This window comes from Erythrobacter sp. THAF29 (assembly GCF_009363635.1).
Lineage (GTDB): Bacteria > Pseudomonadota > Alphaproteobacteria > Sphingomonadales > Sphingomonadaceae > Erythrobacter.
The window spans coordinates 1,458,563-1,475,623 of the sequence record NZ_CP045392.1 but is presented as its reverse complement, the minus strand read 5'-3'; the positions used below and the strand labels follow the sequence as shown (position 1 = coordinate 1,475,623).

Genomic DNA, 17,061 nt, shown 5'->3' with positions numbered 1-17,061 from the left:
GTGAGCGATCAACGCGGCCCGCTCGAAAGCATCGTCATCGTCGGCGGAGGGAGCGCCGGCTGGATGACCGCAGCCGCCCTCGCCGACTCGCTCGGGTCCAGCTGCACGATCACCCTGATCGAGAGCGAGGCTATCGGCACGGTCGGCGTGGGTGAAGCGACCATCCCCCCCATCCGCAATTTCAACCAGCGGCTAGGCATCGACGAGGCGACTTTCGTCAAGGAAACCGCGGGCTCTTACAAGCTCGGCATCCAGTTCGTGGATTGGTCGCGGCTAGGCCACAGCTACTTCCACCCGTTCGGCCAGTTCGGCGCGGAATTCGATACCGTCCCGTTCTACCATTACTGGATGCGCGAGAGCCTTGCCGGAAGGATCGAGGGACCGATTGACGAGTTCTCGATGTGCTGGGCCATGGCGAAGGCAGGCAAGTTCGCGCATCCGCAGCCCGACCGGCGCAAGATCCAGTCGACCTTCGACTATGCCTATCACTTCGACGCCGGGCTCTATGCCGCCTTCCTGCGCAAGTTCGCGGAGGTACGTGGAGTCAAGCGTATCGAAGGTCGGGTGGTCGATGTCGCCCGGAGCGGCGAGGATGGGTTCATCGAAAGCGTCACCCTCGATAGCGACGAGAAAGTGGCGGGCGAATTCTTCGTCGATTGCAGCGGATTTCGCGGGCTTTTGATCGAAGGCGCGCTTGAAGCGGGGTACGAGAACTGGCAGCACTGGCTCCCCTGCGACCGCGCTGTCGCGGTGCCATGTGCCAAACAGCATGACATCACACCTTACACACGCTCGACAGCTAAGGCCGCCGGCTGGCAATGGCGCATCCCGCTCCAGCACCGCACCGGCAACGGCTATGTCCATTGCAGCGAATATGTCGGCGAGGACGAGGCGACCGAAATCCTCATGTCGTCGCTCGATGGCGAGCCTGTGGGCGACCCGCGCATGTTGCGTTTCGTTACCGGGCGCAGGCGGAAGTTCTGGGACAAAAACTGCGTTGCGATCGGGCTTTCGGCGGGCTTCATGGAGCCGCTGGAATCGACCAGTCTCCACCTTATCCAGTATGGCATCCTGCGTCTTCTGGCGCTGATGCCGGACCGCGAAATGTCGCCGCTGCTCGCGCGCGAATACAATTCGCAGACGACCGCCGAATACGAGCGGATCCGCGATTTCCTGATCCTGCATTACAAGGCAACGACGCGCGATGACGCGGAATTGTGGCGCTATTGCAGCGCGATGGAGATTCCCGAAACGCTGCAGTACAAGATCGATCACTTCCGCAATCACGGCATGATCGTTTCCGACGAGCGCGAGCTGTTCGCCAACCCCAGCTGGATCGCGGTCTATCTGGGGCAGGACATTGTGCCCGAACGCGCGCCCGCAATGGCGCAAATGCGCGGGCAGGTGCCGGTCGCCGACCGGATGCGGGCGATTGCGCAGGCGATGGAAGACGCGGTGGCTGAAATGTCCGCGCACGGCGATTTCCTCGCACGGCACTGCCGTTCGCCGATCGCGGCCTGATCCCACCGCATTTCTTGATCGCGTAAAAAGAAAGGGCCCGCCGTCTCCGGCGAGCCCTCACCTCTTGGAGAGTCTTGCGACCCAAGCTGTCGTTTAGAACGACTTTTTCACGGTGAAGTTGAAGGTACGACCGTAAATCTCGTGACGGCTCGGGAAGGTCCCGATGACGTTCGTGTTGCTTGGATCGAACAGGTCGTTCTGCGTCACGAACGGCTCGTCGGTCAGGTTGAAGACTTCGACCTGGAAGCCGAGGCCTTCGAGAACTCCGGAGCCCTCCTGGAAGGTGTAGCCGATCTGCGCGTCGACGATGGTTTCGCTCAGCGCATCGGCACCGCTCAGGCTGCCGTCGAAGTTCTGGACCTCCGACAGGAAGCCGCTGCGATAGCGGGCACTGATCTTGGCCTGGAGACCGTCGCGGTCGTAGAACAGGTCAGCCGACCACACCTCTTCCGAATAGCCCGGAATCGACAGGAAGTCGCCGGTTTCATCCTGCACTTCGGCTTCTGCAAGCGTGTAGCTGAAGCTGCCGCCAAACCCGTCCAGAGCCGTCGTTAGATCGGCAAAGTCGAGACGGAACGTGCCTTCGACGCCGAAGATCGAGCCTTCGCCGAAGTTCACCGGACCGCTGAACGAGCCGGTTGCCAGTTCAGGGGCCGTGGTAAGAATGTCACCAAAGCCAGCAAGTCTGATCTGCTGTTCGAGATCGACGGACTGGTTGAAGTCGATCACCCAGTTCGACAGATCCTTGTAGAAGGCTGCGATGACGAGCGCCGAACCAGCCGAGATGTATTTCTCGAACGACAGATCGAACGAAGTAGCTTCGTAGGGCTGCAGAAGCGGGTTACCGCCGCCGAGATTGAAACAGACCAGCGTCGGCGGATTGAAGCCGATCACCGTATCCGGGATCTGGTCGTTGTCGGAGTCTTCGCAAGCCAGCGGATTGAAGTTGACGTTCTGGTTTGCAGCGAGCTGATCGAGGCGCGGACGCGTGATCGTCTTCGCCGCCGCAAGCTTGAAGAAGGTGCCGTCGGCCACTTCGAAGCTGAGGTTCAGGCTCGGAAGCCAGTCGTCATAGCTCTCTTCGATCGTGTTGATCCCGCCAGCAACGGTGCCGGTCGAGGTCTGCTCGGTGTCGACATATTTCAGGCCGACATTGCCGCGCAGCGGAACGTCGCCGAGCAGCGTGTCGATATTGGCCTGGATGTAGAAGTTGTGGACCTTCTCATCGACCACCCATTCCGTGTCGAACGTCGCCTTTTCGACATCGTAAGTGCCATCGGTCAGGAAGCTCGACGGATCGTATGCGAGGATGTCGTTGCCGAGATCCTTGGTATCGGTGCTGCCGACGATCACGCTCGCCGGGAGCATGAACGAACCGTCCACGAATGCAGCCGACGGACGCAGGAAGCTCTCGTTCGAGTCGAAGTTCTTCTGGCGATCCGTGTAAAGCCAGCCGACCTGGATGCTGTCCAGGAAGCCGCCGTCGAATTCCCACTCGGCTTCGGCACGAAGCTGGTGAAGCTCGTCTTCGATGATCGGCTGCTTGATGAAGCCAACCTGGCCCCAGCCACCCGGGTCGGTGAGCAGCACGTTTGCGGGATCCGTGTAATCGAGACCCGTCGCAATCGTGTATTCGCCATTGTCCGGGAAGGTGAAGGCGAATGTGTCTTCAACCGCGGCGTCGTTGGCCTGGTTGCCATTCTCCGCCGCACCGGTACCGGCATAGCTTTCGTAGTCGATGTCGTTACGCTCGAGGGTCGAGTAGCCGTAATCGACGACGAAGCTGAGATTGTCGGTGACGGCGAAATCGATGTTGATACCGGCCGCCCATATCTCGGACTCGTTGCCCTCGGTATCGGTACGAAGGATCGGAACCACGTTCTCGTAAGTTGCCTGATCTGCGAACGGCGGCGAACCGGTGATGCCGCTGGCGACAACCTGCCCACCGTTCGACCAAGATGCGATCGGGGTTTCCGTACCACGGAAGATGCCCGAGTCCTGCGTATCGCTGTAGAGACCATCGAGAGTGATGGCGACGCGGTCGTTCGGCTCGAACTGCAGCGTACCTGCAACCGAGACACGCTCGAACTCGCGGCTCACCACACCCTGGCGGGGGTTGTCCGCCGGATAGATCAGGCCGTCAGCAGTGCGCGCGACCTGGAACCGGTTGGTCTTCAATTCGCGGCTGATAAACTGGGTCGGGTTCGACTGCACGGTCGCTCCAAGAGCCCAGCCAAGCGTGCCGTCGGCATTCTGATCGATATAGGACGCGAAGAAGCGGTAGCCATCGTCGGGGAAGTCCGGGTTCAGGCTGCCCTGATCGTTGAGCACGTAGCGGGCCGAGAGGTTGACCGTGCGCTCGTTGAAATCGAGCGGCTTGACCGTCCGAAGGTCCACCGCGCCGGCGATGCCGGTTGCGGCGAGACGCGCATCGGCGGTCTTGTAAACAATGCCCTGGCCGATCAGTTCGGAGGGGAACTGGTCGAATTCGATGCCGCGATTGTTACCCGCCGACACAACCTCGCGGCCATTGAGCAGCGCGAGCGAGAAGTCGGGGCCGAGGCCGCGGATCGAGATCTGTTGCGAACGCCCGCGAACACGCTGTGCGGTCACGCCCGGAAGGCGCGCGAGCGAGTCAGCGATCGAAAGATCGGGCAGCTGGCCGATATCCTCGGCCGAGATAACTTCGACGATTGCGGACGATTCCCGCTTGGCCTCGAGAGATGTCTCGATCGAGCTGCGGATGCCGCGCACAACGATGACGTTTTCGTCATCAGACGTTGCGACTTCGTCCGACGATGTGTCTTGAGCAAAGGCAGGAGTAGCCGATGCAACCATTGCCAGGCCGGTGGCCGCCCCACAGAGCAGACGAGTGCTGGCGGAAAAACGCTTAAGTCCCATTCAAATACCTCCCCACGCATCACGATTTGTACGTGTTTGCAGTTTTTTTCATAGCGGAGAATTCATGGCAGGTAAATCGCCAATCGGGACCCTTGCGTATTTCGCCACAAAGCTCAATTTCCGTTGCCTAAACAGTATCTTAACTCTCACGCTCCATCATTTTTCACCGTTATCGCTCGAACTATCACCAGGTTGTGGCGCACAGGTCACACTTTTGCCGGTTGCGCATGCGGGAATGGGTTGGACTCGGGCGGTTTGGACAGTTGCGAGCGCGGACAGGCCCCACATTTTAATATCTACTTTTCAATTATTTAAGGTAGATCAATTGGCTTTCAGCTCGGTATTTGATAGCGTTCGAATGGTGAGTTGAACGAGAGTTGAGAGCTGTTTCTCCGATGAAAATCCGGCCAAATTCGATCAGCAGCGCGCGACAATCCGCTTTTTCATCGGAAAATCATACCTTTCTGGAAGTCGGCGACTTTCTGGAGGATCCGGAAAGCGCCGTTGATCGAGCCTCTTTGCAAAAATTTGCAAAGATCACGCCGCAGTATCCCGGCATCCGCGCCCCGCTGGAAAACGACGTTGCCGCAGAATGGGTCAACGCGCTCTCACCGTTGCTCGATAGCGCCTTCGGACCGGCGCCTAACGAATGGGCGATCCAGGCCTGGTATTCGATCGTCACGACCGCTCCCGAAGACCTCATTCCGGTCCAGTGCTTCCCGCATGTCGACGGGACCGATCCCGATCAACTCGCGATGATGTTGTATCTGGACGAAACGGATCACGGAGGCACCGCGTTCTTTCGCCACCTCTCCACCGGCTTTTCAGCGCTGACCGACGCCACCTATCCGCGATATGCGCACGCGTTGCAGGCGGAAGTCCGCGAGGCCGGGCTCCCCCCTGCCCGCTACGTGACCGATGGAGGGCCGCATTTCGAACGCATCCACGCTGCCAGCGGCGCATTCAATCAGGCGGTGTTCTATCGCGGGAACATTCTTCATTCAGGTATCATCGACAACGAGGCACAGCTTTCCCCCGATCCGCGCAAAGGCCGCTTGACGATCAACGCCTTTTTCCGCCCATTGTGACCCCATGAGCGAGAGTGCAATCGAGAAGCTGGTGATCGTCGGCGGAGGCACGGCCGGGTGGATCACCGCCGCTGCCTTTTCCCGTCTCCTTGGCAGGACTTTGAAGATCGAGCTAGTCGAATCCGATGCCATCGGCACGGTCGGGGTCGGTGAGGCGACCATCCCGCAAATCATTCGCCTCAATGGCATCCTCGGCCTCGACGAATACGATTTCCTCAAACACACTCACGGCACGTTCAAGCTCGGGATTGAGTTCGTCGACTGGGGCAGGCTGGGATCGAGCTACCTTCACACTTTTGGCGATGCTGGCCTCAATCTCGCCGGCGTGCCTTTCCACCAATACTGGAAGCGTGCCGCGGCGAGCGGACACAGCCATGACCTGTGGCATTATTCGCTCCATCGCCATGCTGCGGACCAAGCGAAGTTCGCCAAGCTCGACCGCGTGGGCAACACCGCAATGACGGGCCTCGCCTACGCATACCATTTCGACGCAGGACTCTATGCCCGTTACCTGCGCGCCTATGCCGAACAGCGCGGCGTGACCCGCACCGAAGGCATCGTCACCTCGGTCCAGCGCGACGGCGAAAGCGGCGATATCAAATCAATCACTCTCGAAGGAGAGCGCGAGGTTAGCGGCGACTTCTTCATCGACTGCACCGGTTTTCGCGCGCTCCTGCTGGGCGACGAGCTTGGCATCGGATATAAGGACTGGTCCAAATGGCTTCCATGCAACAGCGCGCAGGCGGTTCCCAGCGAGCGGCTTGAAACGCTTGTCCCCTATACTCGCGCGACCGCGAAAAAGGCGGGCTGGCAATGGCGCATCCCGCTACAACACCGCACCGGCAACGGCCATGTCTATTGCAGCGACTTCATCTCCGACGACGAGGCGGGAGAGGTCTTGCTCGCCGGGCTCGATACCAAGGCGATGGCCGATCCCCGCCCGATCCGCTTCACCACCGGCAGGCGCGAGCGGTTCTGGTCGAACAATTGCGCGGCCATCGGACTCTCAAGCGGTTTCCTCGAACCGCTGGAATCGACCAGCATCCACCTCATCCAGGCCCACGTGAACCGGCTGATCCAGCTCTTCCCGCGCGGCGGCGACAGCTCGGCTGAGCGCGACGAGTACAACCTGCGCTGCGCAGCCGAGTTCGAGCAGATCCGAGATTTCCTTATCCTGCACTACAAGCAGACCGAGCGGGATGACTCCGATTTCTGGGACTATTGCCGCAACATGGATGTGCCCGACAGCGTGACGCACAAGCAGGAGCTGTTCGCTTCCTCGGGCCGCGTGGGCCGCGATGTCGATGACCTGTTTCGAGAGGCCAGTTGGGTTCAGGTCATGCTCGGTCAGGGCATCACCCCGCAAAGCCACGATCCGATGGCTGACGGCATGACCGAGGCGCAGCTGACCGAGTTTCTCGGCAATGTCCGCACCCTGATCGAAAAATCGGTCGCCCCTCTACCGACCCATGAGCAGTTTATCGGGCAGCACTGCGCCTCGACCTGACAAGAACTCGACCTGCCCACGAAGGATTGGGCGGTCCGCGACGTTTAAGTGATAATCTGCGACCAGTCGCGACACGCAGTTACATGACATGTACGCGCGATTGGGTGCAGGTTCATCTTGCCTGTGCTTAGTGCGGGAGCAGACGAGCCATTGCAATGAGTGCTGCCCATATCGCCCTTTCCCGTTTCGGCTATGGTCTGAAACATGGTAACCGCGCCCCTTCCGACCCGCGGCGCTATCTGCTGCGCCAGCTCGACACGTTCGATCCGAAGCCGGCAGTCATCTCCGCTCGCAAGGATACATCGGCCGAAGCCGGCCTCTATATGAAGCTTCAGCAAGCGGCGCAGAAAGACCAAGTCATGGCCAAACGCATGGCCGAAGAAGGGCGTCCGCGCGAACCAAGCGCGCTACTGGAGTTTCCCCCCGAAGTCCGAGCGGCGTTTCAGACCGCGACCAAGACAATGATCCGCGACGGCGGCTACCGTTTGGATATGGCGGTGAGCAGCAATGCGCCGATGGTCGAGAGGCTGGTGCATTTCTGGTCGAACCATTTCACCGCATCGTCCGCAAAAGCGCAAACGCGCCACCAGATCGGCAATCTCGAATTCGGCGTTATCCGTCCAAATGTCTTGGGGCGTTTCTCGGACATGCTGAAGGAAGCGGCGTTGCATCCGGCAATGCTGATCTATCTCGACCAGTACCAGTCGATCGGACCGAATTCGCCATTGCGTAAGCGCATCGGGCGACGAGGCATGAACGAAAATCTAGCGCGCGAGATCTTCGAATTGCACACGCTCGGCGTCGATGGCGGTTATTCCCAGGCCGATGTGACGGAATTCGCTCGCGCGCTTACAGGCTGGACCATTCACGGACTCCCTCGGCTAGACCGGTTTTCGCGGTTGCAGCCAGGAGGCGCCGCATTCGCCGAAGCGGCTCACGAGCCCGGGACACGCCAGATCATGGGCCGTAGATATTCGCAGAAGGGACCGCAGCAGGCCCTCGCAATCCTCGACGATCTCGCAACGCACCCATCGACGGCGAAATTCGTCGCGACGAAGTTAGCGCGGCACTTTGCCGGAGACGACCCGCCTGCCTCGATCGTCGCTCGCCTCGAGGCGGATTTCATGCGGACAGGAGGCAACCTCGAGAGCCTGACGCGAACTCTCATAGACTCGCCAGAATGCTGGGTGGATAGGCCAGTGAAGTTCCGTCAGCCCTTTGAATGGTTTGTATCCGTTTTGCGATTTACGGGCGACCGCAAACTTAACGAGCGCCAGAAGTTCAGCATGCTGCGCCAGCTGGGTCAGTCGTCATGGCGTCCCGCATCGCCTGCCGGCTATGATGACACGGAGGGCAGCTGGGCAGGCCCCGATGCGCTGGTGCGCCGGGTCGAACTCGCTGAAAGGATTGCGCGCGGAGTGAACAGCGACGGCGTTTTAGCCCGCGCCGCAACCGCTTTCCCGGACGCTCTTAGCGAACACACCCGCCTGTCCCTCCGCCGCGCCGAGAGCGATAGGCAGGCGCTAGCTCTGCTTCTGGTCTCGCCCGAAATGTTGCGGAGATAACCTGATGAGCATCGACCAACTAGATCGTCGCGCATTGCTGGCTGGAACGCTCGCGCTGGGTGCGAGCAGTCTCGCGATGCCGCGTATGGCTTTCGCTCGGGGAACGGGTTCGCGAAATCTCATGTTTGTCATCCTGCGAGGCGCGGCTGATGGATTGGCGATGCTGGCACCTGTGGGGGATCCCGGTTTCGCACGCTTTCGCGAGCCAACTCTGCGCGATTACGAAGGAGCCAGAAAAGCCGATGGTTTCTTCGCAATCCACCCCTCGCTCGAACAGACTGGCAATGCCTACGCGCAAGGCGAGGCGCTGTTCGTCCATGCAGCGGCGACTTCCTACCGCGAGCGGTCCCATTTCGACGGGCAAAACATGCTCGAGACTGGCGGGGCAAGACCCTATGATCTGAAAGATGGCTGGCTGAACCGCCTGGTCGGCTTGATGGCAGAGCAAATGGGCCAAGCCCCGAGGGCATTGGCGATCGCTCCAACCATACCGCTGGCCCTGCGCGGCGATGCGCCCGCATCCAATTACGCTCCCTCCGCGTTGCCGGGCGCGAGCGATGATCTCAAGGCGCGGGTTGCGGCCATGTACCAGAGCGATCCGCAACTGAGCGCTCTATGGACGCAGGCGCTCCGGACGCGAGCGATGGCGGGAGGCGATCGTGCGACGAGAAGTCTCAGGGATGGCGCCTCTGCGGGAAGGCTCGCTGCGCGCTTGATGAAAGGCGACCAGGGCGCGCGGATCGGCATGGTCGAGATCGACCGTTGGGACACCCACATCAACCAGAGTGGAGTATTCCGCCGACAGGCCGTCAATCTCGATGCGCTGCTGGGTGCCTATCGCGAAGGCATGGGTTCGGCGTGGGCAAACACCATGGTCATCGTCGCCACCGAATTTGGAAGGACCGTGCGCATAAACGGTACGAACGGAACCGACCACGGTACAGCAAGCGCGGCGATCGTCTTGGGAGGAGATGTCAAAGGCGGTCGGGTGATTGCCGACTGGCCCGGGCTTTCGGACAGTGATCTGTATGAAGGTCGCGATCTTCGCCCGACGATCGCTTTGCAGTGCCTGTTTGCGGGCGCAGCGGCCGAACATGTCGGAATCGAACCGAACCTGGCGATGAAGCGTCTCTTTCCAGACCATTCCGACGCGCCGCTTACTGGTATCGTACGCGGCTAGTTCCTACTCCGCAGGCTGAGGAATTGCCTCTTCGACGGCCGCGCGTTCTTCCGCTCTGGCTCGCGCACGGTCGCGCCTGTGCAACAGGAAAAAGGTCAGCGCAGCGCCCACCAATGGCAGGTAGAAGTGCAACAGCCTCCACGTGCTCATCGCGGGCACCAGCACGCCCATTGCCACGAAGGGCGCGAAAAGCAGCAGGAAGGCGGCTTCCGCCCCGCCCGCGCCGCCCGGTGTGGGCACGATCGAGCTGATGGTCTGGACGAGATACTGGAGCAGCCAGAAAAGCACGGGCTGCCACTCGACGCCGAAAGCCGCAAGAACAAGGCCCGCGATAGAGAAACGCACGACCCATTGGAGCGCGGAGAACCCGAGATTGACGAGCGCGATGCCCTTTCCCCGGCGGAACACGTCGAGCCAGTCATTAAGTATCTGAACGATCCAGCCCTTTACCCGGCGAGTGAAGCGCCCTGCCCACTCCCGGACGCGCTGGCCCATCAATCCGCCAGCGATCACTAGCACGATCGCCGCGATGGCGAAGAGCACCCACAGAACGGCCATTGCGACCGTGCGCAGCGTCCCGTCGAGCCGGGCAAGCAATTCGGGATCGGAGCTGAAGAACTCGAAAAAGGCGAAGCCGGTAATGCCAAGGCTCAGTAGAAGGAAACCGACCAGCAGGAAAGTGTCCTCCGCCGCCTGAAAAGAGATGAGAGTGACCGATCTGCGAGAATCCACGCCTTCTCCCATCAGGAAAAGCAGCTTGATCGGCATGCCCCCGGTCGCCGATGGCGTGACCGAATTGGTCACCATGGTGCCGGTTATGACCTTAAGGGAGTTTCGGAACCCGAGGTCCAGCCCAAGAAACCTTGCCCAGATCCACAGCCTGATGGAATTTGCGATCATCGGCACGAAGACAAGCAGCCCGGCCAGCACAAGCAAGCCGGGCGCCTTCACCTTTTCACTGATGTCGATCCCGCCCAGCGAATAGACCAGCACCGCGACGTTGCCGAGCGCGACGATCGGCAGGATGGAAAGCGCAATCGTAAGCGTGCGCCGCGGCAGGTTCTGCCAGTGGTCGACCCCCGGATTGCCGGTGGTTGTCGTTTCCTGTTCGGGCGAATTTGGCCGGGTCACGAGGCGAAGCTCAGCGCGCGTTTCAATGGCTCGGCAATCGCACCTTCGCGGCGGGCATCGCGCGCCTTGAGCGCCTCGACATATTCCACGTTGAGGAGTTGGTCGAAGGTTTGCTCCCATCGATTGTGCGAATTCGCAAGCGCGATCGAGCGTTCGCGCATCCCGGCATAGTCGCCGCGCCAGACCTTGACCACGTTCTGGGCCATTGCGACGTAATCGTCGACGGGGCCCAGCGCGCCGGTTCCTTCCGGCACACGCTCGGGCATCGCGCCGCTTGCGACTCCGACGACCGGAAGGCCCGAAGCCTGCGCTTCAAGTACCGAGATACCGAAGGTTTCGTCGGCCATCCCGCTTACGTAAATGTCGCAAGAGGCAAGCGCAGTCGCGAGTTGCTGGCGGTTGGTGATGTAGCCGGGAAAGGCGATCGGCAGGCCCTGAGACTGCTCGATCAGGCTTTCGCGCAGCTTGCCTTCACCCAGCAGCACCATTGCCGCGTCAAGCTCGGGCGGCAGGTTCTTGAACATGTCGACGAGTGTGTAGGCGCGTTTTTCGTTGTCGAGACGCCCGGCATAGATCAGCAGCGGCCCTTTGCCTTCGGGCAAGCCGACCTTGCGGCGATAATCGGGATCGCGGTGGCTCGGGCAGAACTGGTCGACATTGACCCCGAGACCAAGCACGCCCGTGTTTCGCTGACCGACCTTGTTGATCATTCGCTCCGCCTCGCGGTTCAGCGCATAGACCCGGTCGAAGCGGTTATAGGTCATCCAGGCATAGAAATAGCCGACATTCTTGAAGAAGGTCGCGGGGTAATGACCCGATAGATCCTTCATCACGCGATAGATCTGCGCGTTGGGAAAATCGGTCCGGTAGCCGGCCACGAGCGCGGTGTCGGGATACTTCCAGCGATGACGTATCACCAGCCAGGGAAGCACCCACGGACACTGGCTTTCGATAATGTTCGGCATGTATTCGCGCAGGAGTTCGAATACGGCGTCATTGCGATTGATCCAGCGATAGTTCGGGCTGCCCCATACCTGCGGCGCACCGACCTCGGCAAAAATCGTGCGCCCTTCGACCGTGATCTTGTCCTCCGGTCCGGGCACTATCTGCAGCAGGCGGTGGTCGGTATTTTCAAGGAAATAGCGGCGCTTTTCCTTGAGGTAGGTCGAAATGCCGCCCCCGCCGCTCGCCGACCAGCTTTGCGTGATGTCGCAAATGAGCTGGTTTTCGGGCAGCTTGGTAAGACCGCCCGATGCCGCGCCTGCGCCCGCTGATACCTCATCTAGCAGCGGCGGTTGCGCGCCGAAGGCACCAATGCCCTCGTCGATCTGCCCCTCTGCCCCATCGATGGGTTGACGGTTCCGCGTCATATGTTGGCCATCTGTCTTTCTGTTGTCGTCAAACACACGAGCGGCCCGGCGCCTGAAGCGTACAAATCCGGCCCTTTTGGGTCAATCGCGCGCCTAGATAGGCGTGGATTCCCGGGAATAAACCCCGGGCGATGCGACCCGGCGTTGTCTTGTTGCCGGGCGCCGATAGTCGGAAATGGAAGGTAAAAGCAAGCTGGCGCCTGAATACGCCCGTGCTCAATCGCCGTTCTGGCGCACGTTTTCGATGAGCCGTTCGTCGAGCTTGTCACCATGAAGTACAGAGACGTCTCCGGTAGTCTCAAGCACGACCGCACGAACCTCGCTGAAATCGAGCACGTTCGCCTCGCGCAGTTTGGCGATCAGATCGCTTTCGGCGACGCGCGACTTTTTCAGGGCATCATGGAGAATTTCGCCGTTGCGCATGAGCATGAGAGGTTCGTTCTGCGCGATATCCTCCCACGTGTCCGACGCCTTGCGAAGCCTCGCTGAGAGCCACTGGGCGATAAACAGACCGACCATGGCGATGATGGCCTGCAGGAAGATCGCCCATTTGTCCGCCTGAGCCGCGCCCGCGAGCAAGCTGCCGAGCGCGACGGTCATGATAAAATCGAAATTGGTCATCTTGGAAAGCGACCTGAGGCCGTTGATACGGATCAGGACCGTTACCCAGATGAGAGCGATCGTCCCCAGCAGGAGGCTGCGGATCACAAGGTCGATTTCGGTCTGAGAGTGAAACATGGCCGTTCCCCTTTCGTCAAGAACGGCCGGACGAAGGAAAAGCTCCCGATTCCTCCATGATCGCGGGCGCGCTCGGGATCACGCCGCCGGTCTTGATCGAGCGCGGCTCGTTGGCGAGGATACCGACCACCGTGGTCCACACCGCGACGTTCTGACGCAATTGGGCAGGATCGATCTTGTCGAGTGTGTCGTCGGGCGTGTGGTGCAGGTCGAAATAGCGCGTGCCGTCCTGCTGCAGATCGATGATCGCGGCCTCTTGATCGCGCGCGATGTTAAGGTCGGCTCCGCCGGTTGCGACGATCGAGGAATCCGCGACGCCAAAGCGCGCAATGGCACGTGCAAGCTTGGCGTGCAGATCGGGATTGCCCTCTCGGAAATTGCTTTCGAATCGCCAGATTCTATCGGCGCCGAAATCACTCTCGATGCCGACAGCGATCGGCTCGTCGAGGTGCGCCGCGCTGTAGGCACGGCTGCCCCAAAGTCCTGTCTCCTCCGCCCCGGCAAGCAGCAGGCGGATCGTGCGCAGCGGCTTGCCCGTCGCTTCGACATTCTTGGCTGCCGCCGCGATGATTCCGCAGCCCGCGCCATCGTCGAACGCGCCCGGCGCATTCCACCAGCTGTCGATGTGGCAGGCAATGAGTACGGGCGGCAGGTTCGGATTTCGACCGACGATCTCGGCGACTACGTTGCCGCTCATCGTCGTGCCAAGGCGGCGCGGGTTGAGTTCCAGCCGCAAGGTGACTGGTTCGCCGTCGGCGCGCTCGAAGATGCGCTCCAGCTGCTCGGCATCGGGCACGCTCAGCGCGGCAGCGGGGATCGGCTCCACTCCTTCAGGAAAACGGATGACGCCGGTATGCGGGTTGCGGTGGTAGTCCGTGCCGATGGACTTGATCACGATGGCGCTCGCACCTTTGCTCGCAGCGAGACCGGGCCCCACGAAGCGCGCTCCGCCGAAATAGCCGTAATGCGACCCGTCCATCGACGGGCGCATCTCGTGACTGACGAAAGCAATCTTGCCCGTAAGGCTACCATCTGGCGCTTCCGCGAGATCGGCGAGCGACGGGAAGAACACGACTTCCGATTCGATCCCACCCTCCGGCGTCGCAGCGCTGTTACCGAGAGGTTGCAGGACAAGGTGCTGAGGAAACGGGCCTGTCACCTGCGCGCGATGGATATTGCCGGGAACCCAGGTTTCCATCTCGAAAGGCTCGACCGCGACGTTTTCAAAGCCCTGCCGCTCAAGCCATGCGACCGCCCATTCGCGCGCTCGCTTCTCGGCCTCGGTTCCCGCTTGTCGCGGCCCGACCTCGGTGGTGATCCCTTCGACGAAATCCCAAGCGATTGTGTCTTCGTCATGTGCGAGATCAGCAGCCTGTTCGAGAGTCATTGGCTGCGGGAATTCGCGGGCCTCCAACGAAGCGGCGAGCAAGAAAGCGGCGAGCGCGAGTGCGATATTCTTCATGCCGCGCTAGCTATGGGAGCCCGGCGGAAGTGTAAACAGGCAGCGGTGCAAAGGGCGCTCAGGCAGCGTTCGCCCTTGCCTGTTGCTCCGCAGCGCCCGCACCGGATTTCCGGCCACTTTCCGCCACCACGACCCGGTCGCGCCCTGCTTCCTTCGCTTCGTAAAGGGCGCGGTCGGCGCGGGAGAAAGCCCGTGCATAGCCTTCGCCGCCGTGAATGGCGGTCACACCGAAACTGGCGGTCAGCCGGATATCGGCGTTGATGCCTTCGTGCTGGAGCGCAGCGAAAGACTTCCGCAGTCGCTCCGCCAGCCGCGCAGCCTGCGATTGCGTGCAGTTCGAGACAAGGAGGGAGAATTCCTCGCCTCCGATACGGCCTGCGATATCCGATTGCCGAATTGTGCGGCTAATCAGCTTGCCGAAGCTTCCTATCGCGCGATCTCCCGCCTGATGGCCCCAGAGGTCGTTCACCTGCTTGAAGTGATCGATATCCGCCACGATGAGACAGGTGGGGACGCAATCGTCTTCACCTTCGGACAATGCCTGGCCGACCTTCTCCTCGAACGCCCTTCTCCCCGGAAGCCCGGTTAGCGGATCGCTGTTCGCGTCATCATGGATTGTGCGAAGCTGATCGGTGACCAGCGCGACGATAATCGTTGCCACGAGGATCAGCATCAAAATGGCGGAGCTCGCCATCAGGACGGCATGTCCGACCGACTCCCGGTACTCGACCGAATTCATCGGCCCGGTGTAGAGCACCACCCCGATAGGCCGGATGAAGAACTGGATAGCGATCAGCGAGATGACGAACACAAGCGCGCGATCCGCGAATTCGCAAGAGCCGCTGCGGGCCATGATCTGCGCGGCCATAACGAACACGATCCCACAGAACCCGTTTAACGCGAAGAGCCAGACCGAAACGTCTCTTGCCGGATCGGAAACAAGCAGCACACAGGCCGTCGCAAGCGCACCCGCTATCCAGATCGCAAGAGGCGCGCGTTGACCCATTCGATTGCAGGCAGCCCAGGCCATCGTGATCACCGCTGACATGCTGAGAAAACCGACGAGGATGCGAATTTCGACCGCGTTGGGTGCAGAGGCGTAGTGATTGACGGTAAAGCTCAACCCGATGAGCGTTGGCGCAACAGCAAAGCCAAGCAGGTGCACGGCATCCCGGTTTCTCAGCCAGAGTACCAAGCCGGCAATGGCAAAAATGAACGACATCCCGGGAGTTATCAGCCCGAGCACCTGATCCGACACGTGCGACCCCTTGGTTCTTGTTGGGTAGAACCTACGGTGGTCGAGGTTAAGGTCGCGCTAACCGATGGCTGTGCGAATTGGAGCAGCGGTTGTCGCCGGTGCGGCAGGGCCAGCCGCAAAATCCGGGTCCGGCTCGGTATCGGAATTTTCGACCCTGTTCCGCCCGTTGTTCTTGGCTCGGAACAGCGCTGCGTCGGCTCGCGCGAACAACCGGGAGTAGGTCTCACCCTTCCGTGCCGTCGCCACGCCAAAGGACGCGGTCAGCCTGATGTCGGCGCCGAGCTGTTCGTGCACGAGCTTTCCGAAAGCTGCGCGGATGCGCTCGGCAAGCTGCTCTGCCGCGGCATTGTCGCAGTTCCAGATCGCAACGCAGAATTCTTCGCCACCGATCCGGCCTGAAATATCGCAGCCGCGCACGCGGGTCTCCAGAAGTTTCGCAAACGCCGTAATCGCCGCATCGCCCGCCTGATGACCCCAGATGTCGTTGACCTGCTTGAAGTGATCGATATCGGCGACGACGAGGCTTACGGGAACCATCTCCACTTGCGCGCGCGGCAACAGCTGGCGGATCGAATGTTCGAACGCGCCGCGATTGCGCAAACCGGTGAGGTCGTCGCGGTCGCCGCGTTCTCTCAGCGAAGTCACCCACTCCGCCAGCGTCGCTCCGATCAGCACCATCGCGGTCGAGATTGACTTCACCGCAAGGACCAGCCCGATAAGCGAGTAGTAGATCGAGTCGCGATAGGCCGCGACGTCGATCGAGCGTTCGAACATCAGCGTGAGCGTCGGGCGGACGAGGAAATCGACCGCCTGGATCGTCAACACGGTGATCATCGCAAGGTCGATCCAGTCGCGTCGCCGCGCATTGAGCAGCGTCGCCACGCCCATCACGAACATCACGCCATAGCCGATATTGACGATCAGCAACCTCGGATCGGCTTCGTCTGAAACCGACACCACGAGAGCAAGCACGGTGGCCGAAACGAGATAAACGGCGATCTGGCTCTTGATATGCAGCCTCTGCCCTACCCGCTCGCACACCGAGGCAAGCAGTACGATCGCGCCGATGCTGTAGAAAAACTGCGTCGCGTGAAAGAGGAAGGGCGAGCTTGCCGGCAAAAGGTGGGTGATGAGGAAGCCGGTGCCGAACGCGGCATAGGATATCGCATAGCCCAGGACGTGCCGGCGCATGCCGCCCAGACGCCACATGATCGCGAAGGTGATCGCGATCACGATAGCCACTAAAGGCGTGATAAGTCCCAATATTTGCGTTTGCATCGACCCGGGGTTCTCCGTTTCACCCGGACTAGGGCGATAAGGTTAAAGCACCCTTTAGCAAT

The 17,061-nt window shown here is 60.8% G+C and carries 12 protein-coding genes; 5 read left to right on the top strand and 7 right to left on the bottom strand.

Translation table 11 applies throughout. From position 1 onward, the window contains the following. Entirely contained in the window at positions 1 to 1,521 is a 1,521-nt protein-coding gene (locus FIU90_RS07175; protein WP_152434164.1) for a tryptophan halogenase family protein, read from the top strand. A 93-nt stretch (positions 1,522 to 1,614) separates the two neighbouring features. Here the strand turns inward: FIU90_RS07175 and FIU90_RS07170 are convergent, their stop codons facing one another. After that, positions 1,615 to 4,422: a TonB-dependent receptor gene (locus FIU90_RS07170; RefSeq protein ID WP_152434163.1), complete on the bottom strand. Its 2,808-nt coding sequence runs from the start codon at positions 4,420 to 4,422 to the stop codon at positions 1,615 to 1,617. A gap of 395 nt (positions 4,423 to 4,817) precedes the next feature. On the opposite strand from FIU90_RS07170, the gene FIU90_RS07165 reads away from it, so the two are divergent. From FIU90_RS07165 to FIU90_RS07150, 4 genes are all read left to right on the top strand, one after another. Next, positions 4,818 to 5,510 carry a DUF6445 family protein gene (locus FIU90_RS07165; RefSeq protein WP_255478581.1) on the top strand — a complete coding sequence of 231 codons (693 nt, stop codon included), beginning with the start codon at positions 4,818 to 4,820 and terminating at the stop codon, positions 5,508 to 5,510. A 4-nt stretch (positions 5,511 to 5,514) separates the two neighbouring features. Next, positions 5,515 to 7,017, top strand: a complete 1,503-nt coding sequence (locus tag FIU90_RS07160; protein WP_152434162.1) for a tryptophan halogenase family protein — start codon at positions 5,515 to 5,517, stop codon at positions 7,015 to 7,017. A 155-nt stretch (positions 7,018 to 7,172) separates the two neighbouring features. Continuing rightward, positions 7,173 to 8,582 (top strand): DUF1800 family protein, encoded by a 1,410-nt coding sequence (locus FIU90_RS07155; protein WP_152434161.1) that lies wholly within the window; start codon positions 7,173 to 7,175, stop codon positions 8,580 to 8,582. A gap of 4 nt (positions 8,583 to 8,586) precedes the next feature. Next, positions 8,587 to 9,762: a DUF1501 domain-containing protein gene (locus FIU90_RS07150; RefSeq protein ID WP_152434160.1), complete on the top strand. Its 1,176-nt coding sequence runs from the start codon at positions 8,587 to 8,589 to the stop codon at positions 9,760 to 9,762. A gap of 3 nt (positions 9,763 to 9,765) precedes the next feature. Here FIU90_RS07150 and FIU90_RS07145 read toward each other — a convergent pair whose 3' ends face one another. The 6 genes from FIU90_RS07145 to FIU90_RS07120 all read right to left on the bottom strand — a co-directional run bounded on the left by FIU90_RS07145 (position 9,766) and on the right by FIU90_RS07120 (position 16,963). Continuing rightward, positions 9,766 to 10,893, bottom strand: a complete 1,128-nt coding sequence (locus FIU90_RS07145) for a flippase-like domain-containing protein (protein WP_172970205.1) — start codon at positions 10,891 to 10,893, stop codon at positions 9,766 to 9,768. Continuing rightward, positions 10,890 to 12,263, bottom strand: a complete 1,374-nt coding sequence (locus tag FIU90_RS07140) for a glycosyltransferase (RefSeq protein ID WP_234029666.1) — start codon at positions 12,261 to 12,263, stop codon at positions 10,890 to 10,892. The genes FIU90_RS07145 and FIU90_RS07140 overlap by 4 nt, the downstream gene beginning before the upstream one ends. 216 nt (positions 12,264 to 12,479) lie before the next feature. Beyond that, complete coding sequence (locus tag FIU90_RS07135) at positions 12,480 to 13,001, bottom strand: DUF421 domain-containing protein (RefSeq protein WP_152434158.1); 522 nt, start codon at positions 12,999 to 13,001, stop codon at positions 12,480 to 12,482. A gap of 16 nt (positions 13,002 to 13,017) precedes the next feature. Beyond that, positions 13,018 to 14,463 (bottom strand): M20/M25/M40 family metallo-hydrolase, encoded by a 1,446-nt coding sequence (locus FIU90_RS07130; protein WP_152434157.1) that lies wholly within the window; start codon positions 14,461 to 14,463, stop codon positions 13,018 to 13,020. A 58-nt stretch (positions 14,464 to 14,521) separates the two neighbouring features. Then, positions 14,522 to 15,721, bottom strand: a complete 1,200-nt coding sequence (locus FIU90_RS07125) for a diguanylate cyclase (RefSeq protein ID WP_152434156.1) — start codon at positions 15,719 to 15,721, stop codon at positions 14,522 to 14,524. Between the two features lie 57 nt (positions 15,722 to 15,778). Further along, positions 15,779 to 16,963 carry a diguanylate cyclase gene (locus FIU90_RS07120; RefSeq protein WP_234029665.1) on the bottom strand — a complete coding sequence of 395 codons (1,185 nt, stop codon included), beginning with the start codon at positions 16,961 to 16,963 and terminating at the stop codon, positions 15,779 to 15,781. Between the last annotated feature and the right edge of the window lie 98 nt (positions 16,964 to 17,061).

Bases quoted from the DNA above. Each gene is read 5' to 3' on its own strand.
- FIU90_RS07140 (WP_234029666.1), bottom strand. From the start codon at position 12,263: ATGACGCGGAACCGTCAACCCATCGATGGGGCAGAGGGGCAGATCGAC.
- FIU90_RS07165 (WP_255478581.1), top strand. From the start codon at position 4,818: ATGAAAATCCGGCCAAATTCGATCAGCAGCGCGCGACAATCCGCTTTT.
- FIU90_RS07170 (WP_152434163.1), bottom strand. From the start codon at position 4,422: ATGGGACTTAAGCGTTTTTCCGCCAGCACTCGTCTGCTCTGTGGGGCG.
- FIU90_RS07130 (WP_152434157.1), bottom strand. From the start codon at position 14,463: ATGAAGAATATCGCACTCGCGCTCGCCGCTTTCTTGCTCGCCGCTTCG.
- FIU90_RS07135 (WP_152434158.1), bottom strand. From the start codon at position 13,001: ATGTTTCACTCTCAGACCGAAATCGACCTTGTGATCCGCAGCCTCCTG.
- FIU90_RS07155 (WP_152434161.1), top strand. From the start codon at position 7,173: ATGAGTGCTGCCCATATCGCCCTTTCCCGTTTCGGCTATGGTCTGAAA.
- FIU90_RS07150 (WP_152434160.1), top strand. From the start codon at position 8,587: ATGAGCATCGACCAACTAGATCGTCGCGCATTGCTGGCTGGAACGCTC.
- FIU90_RS07160 (WP_152434162.1), top strand. From the start codon at position 5,515: ATGAGCGAGAGTGCAATCGAGAAGCTGGTGATCGTCGGCGGAGGCACG.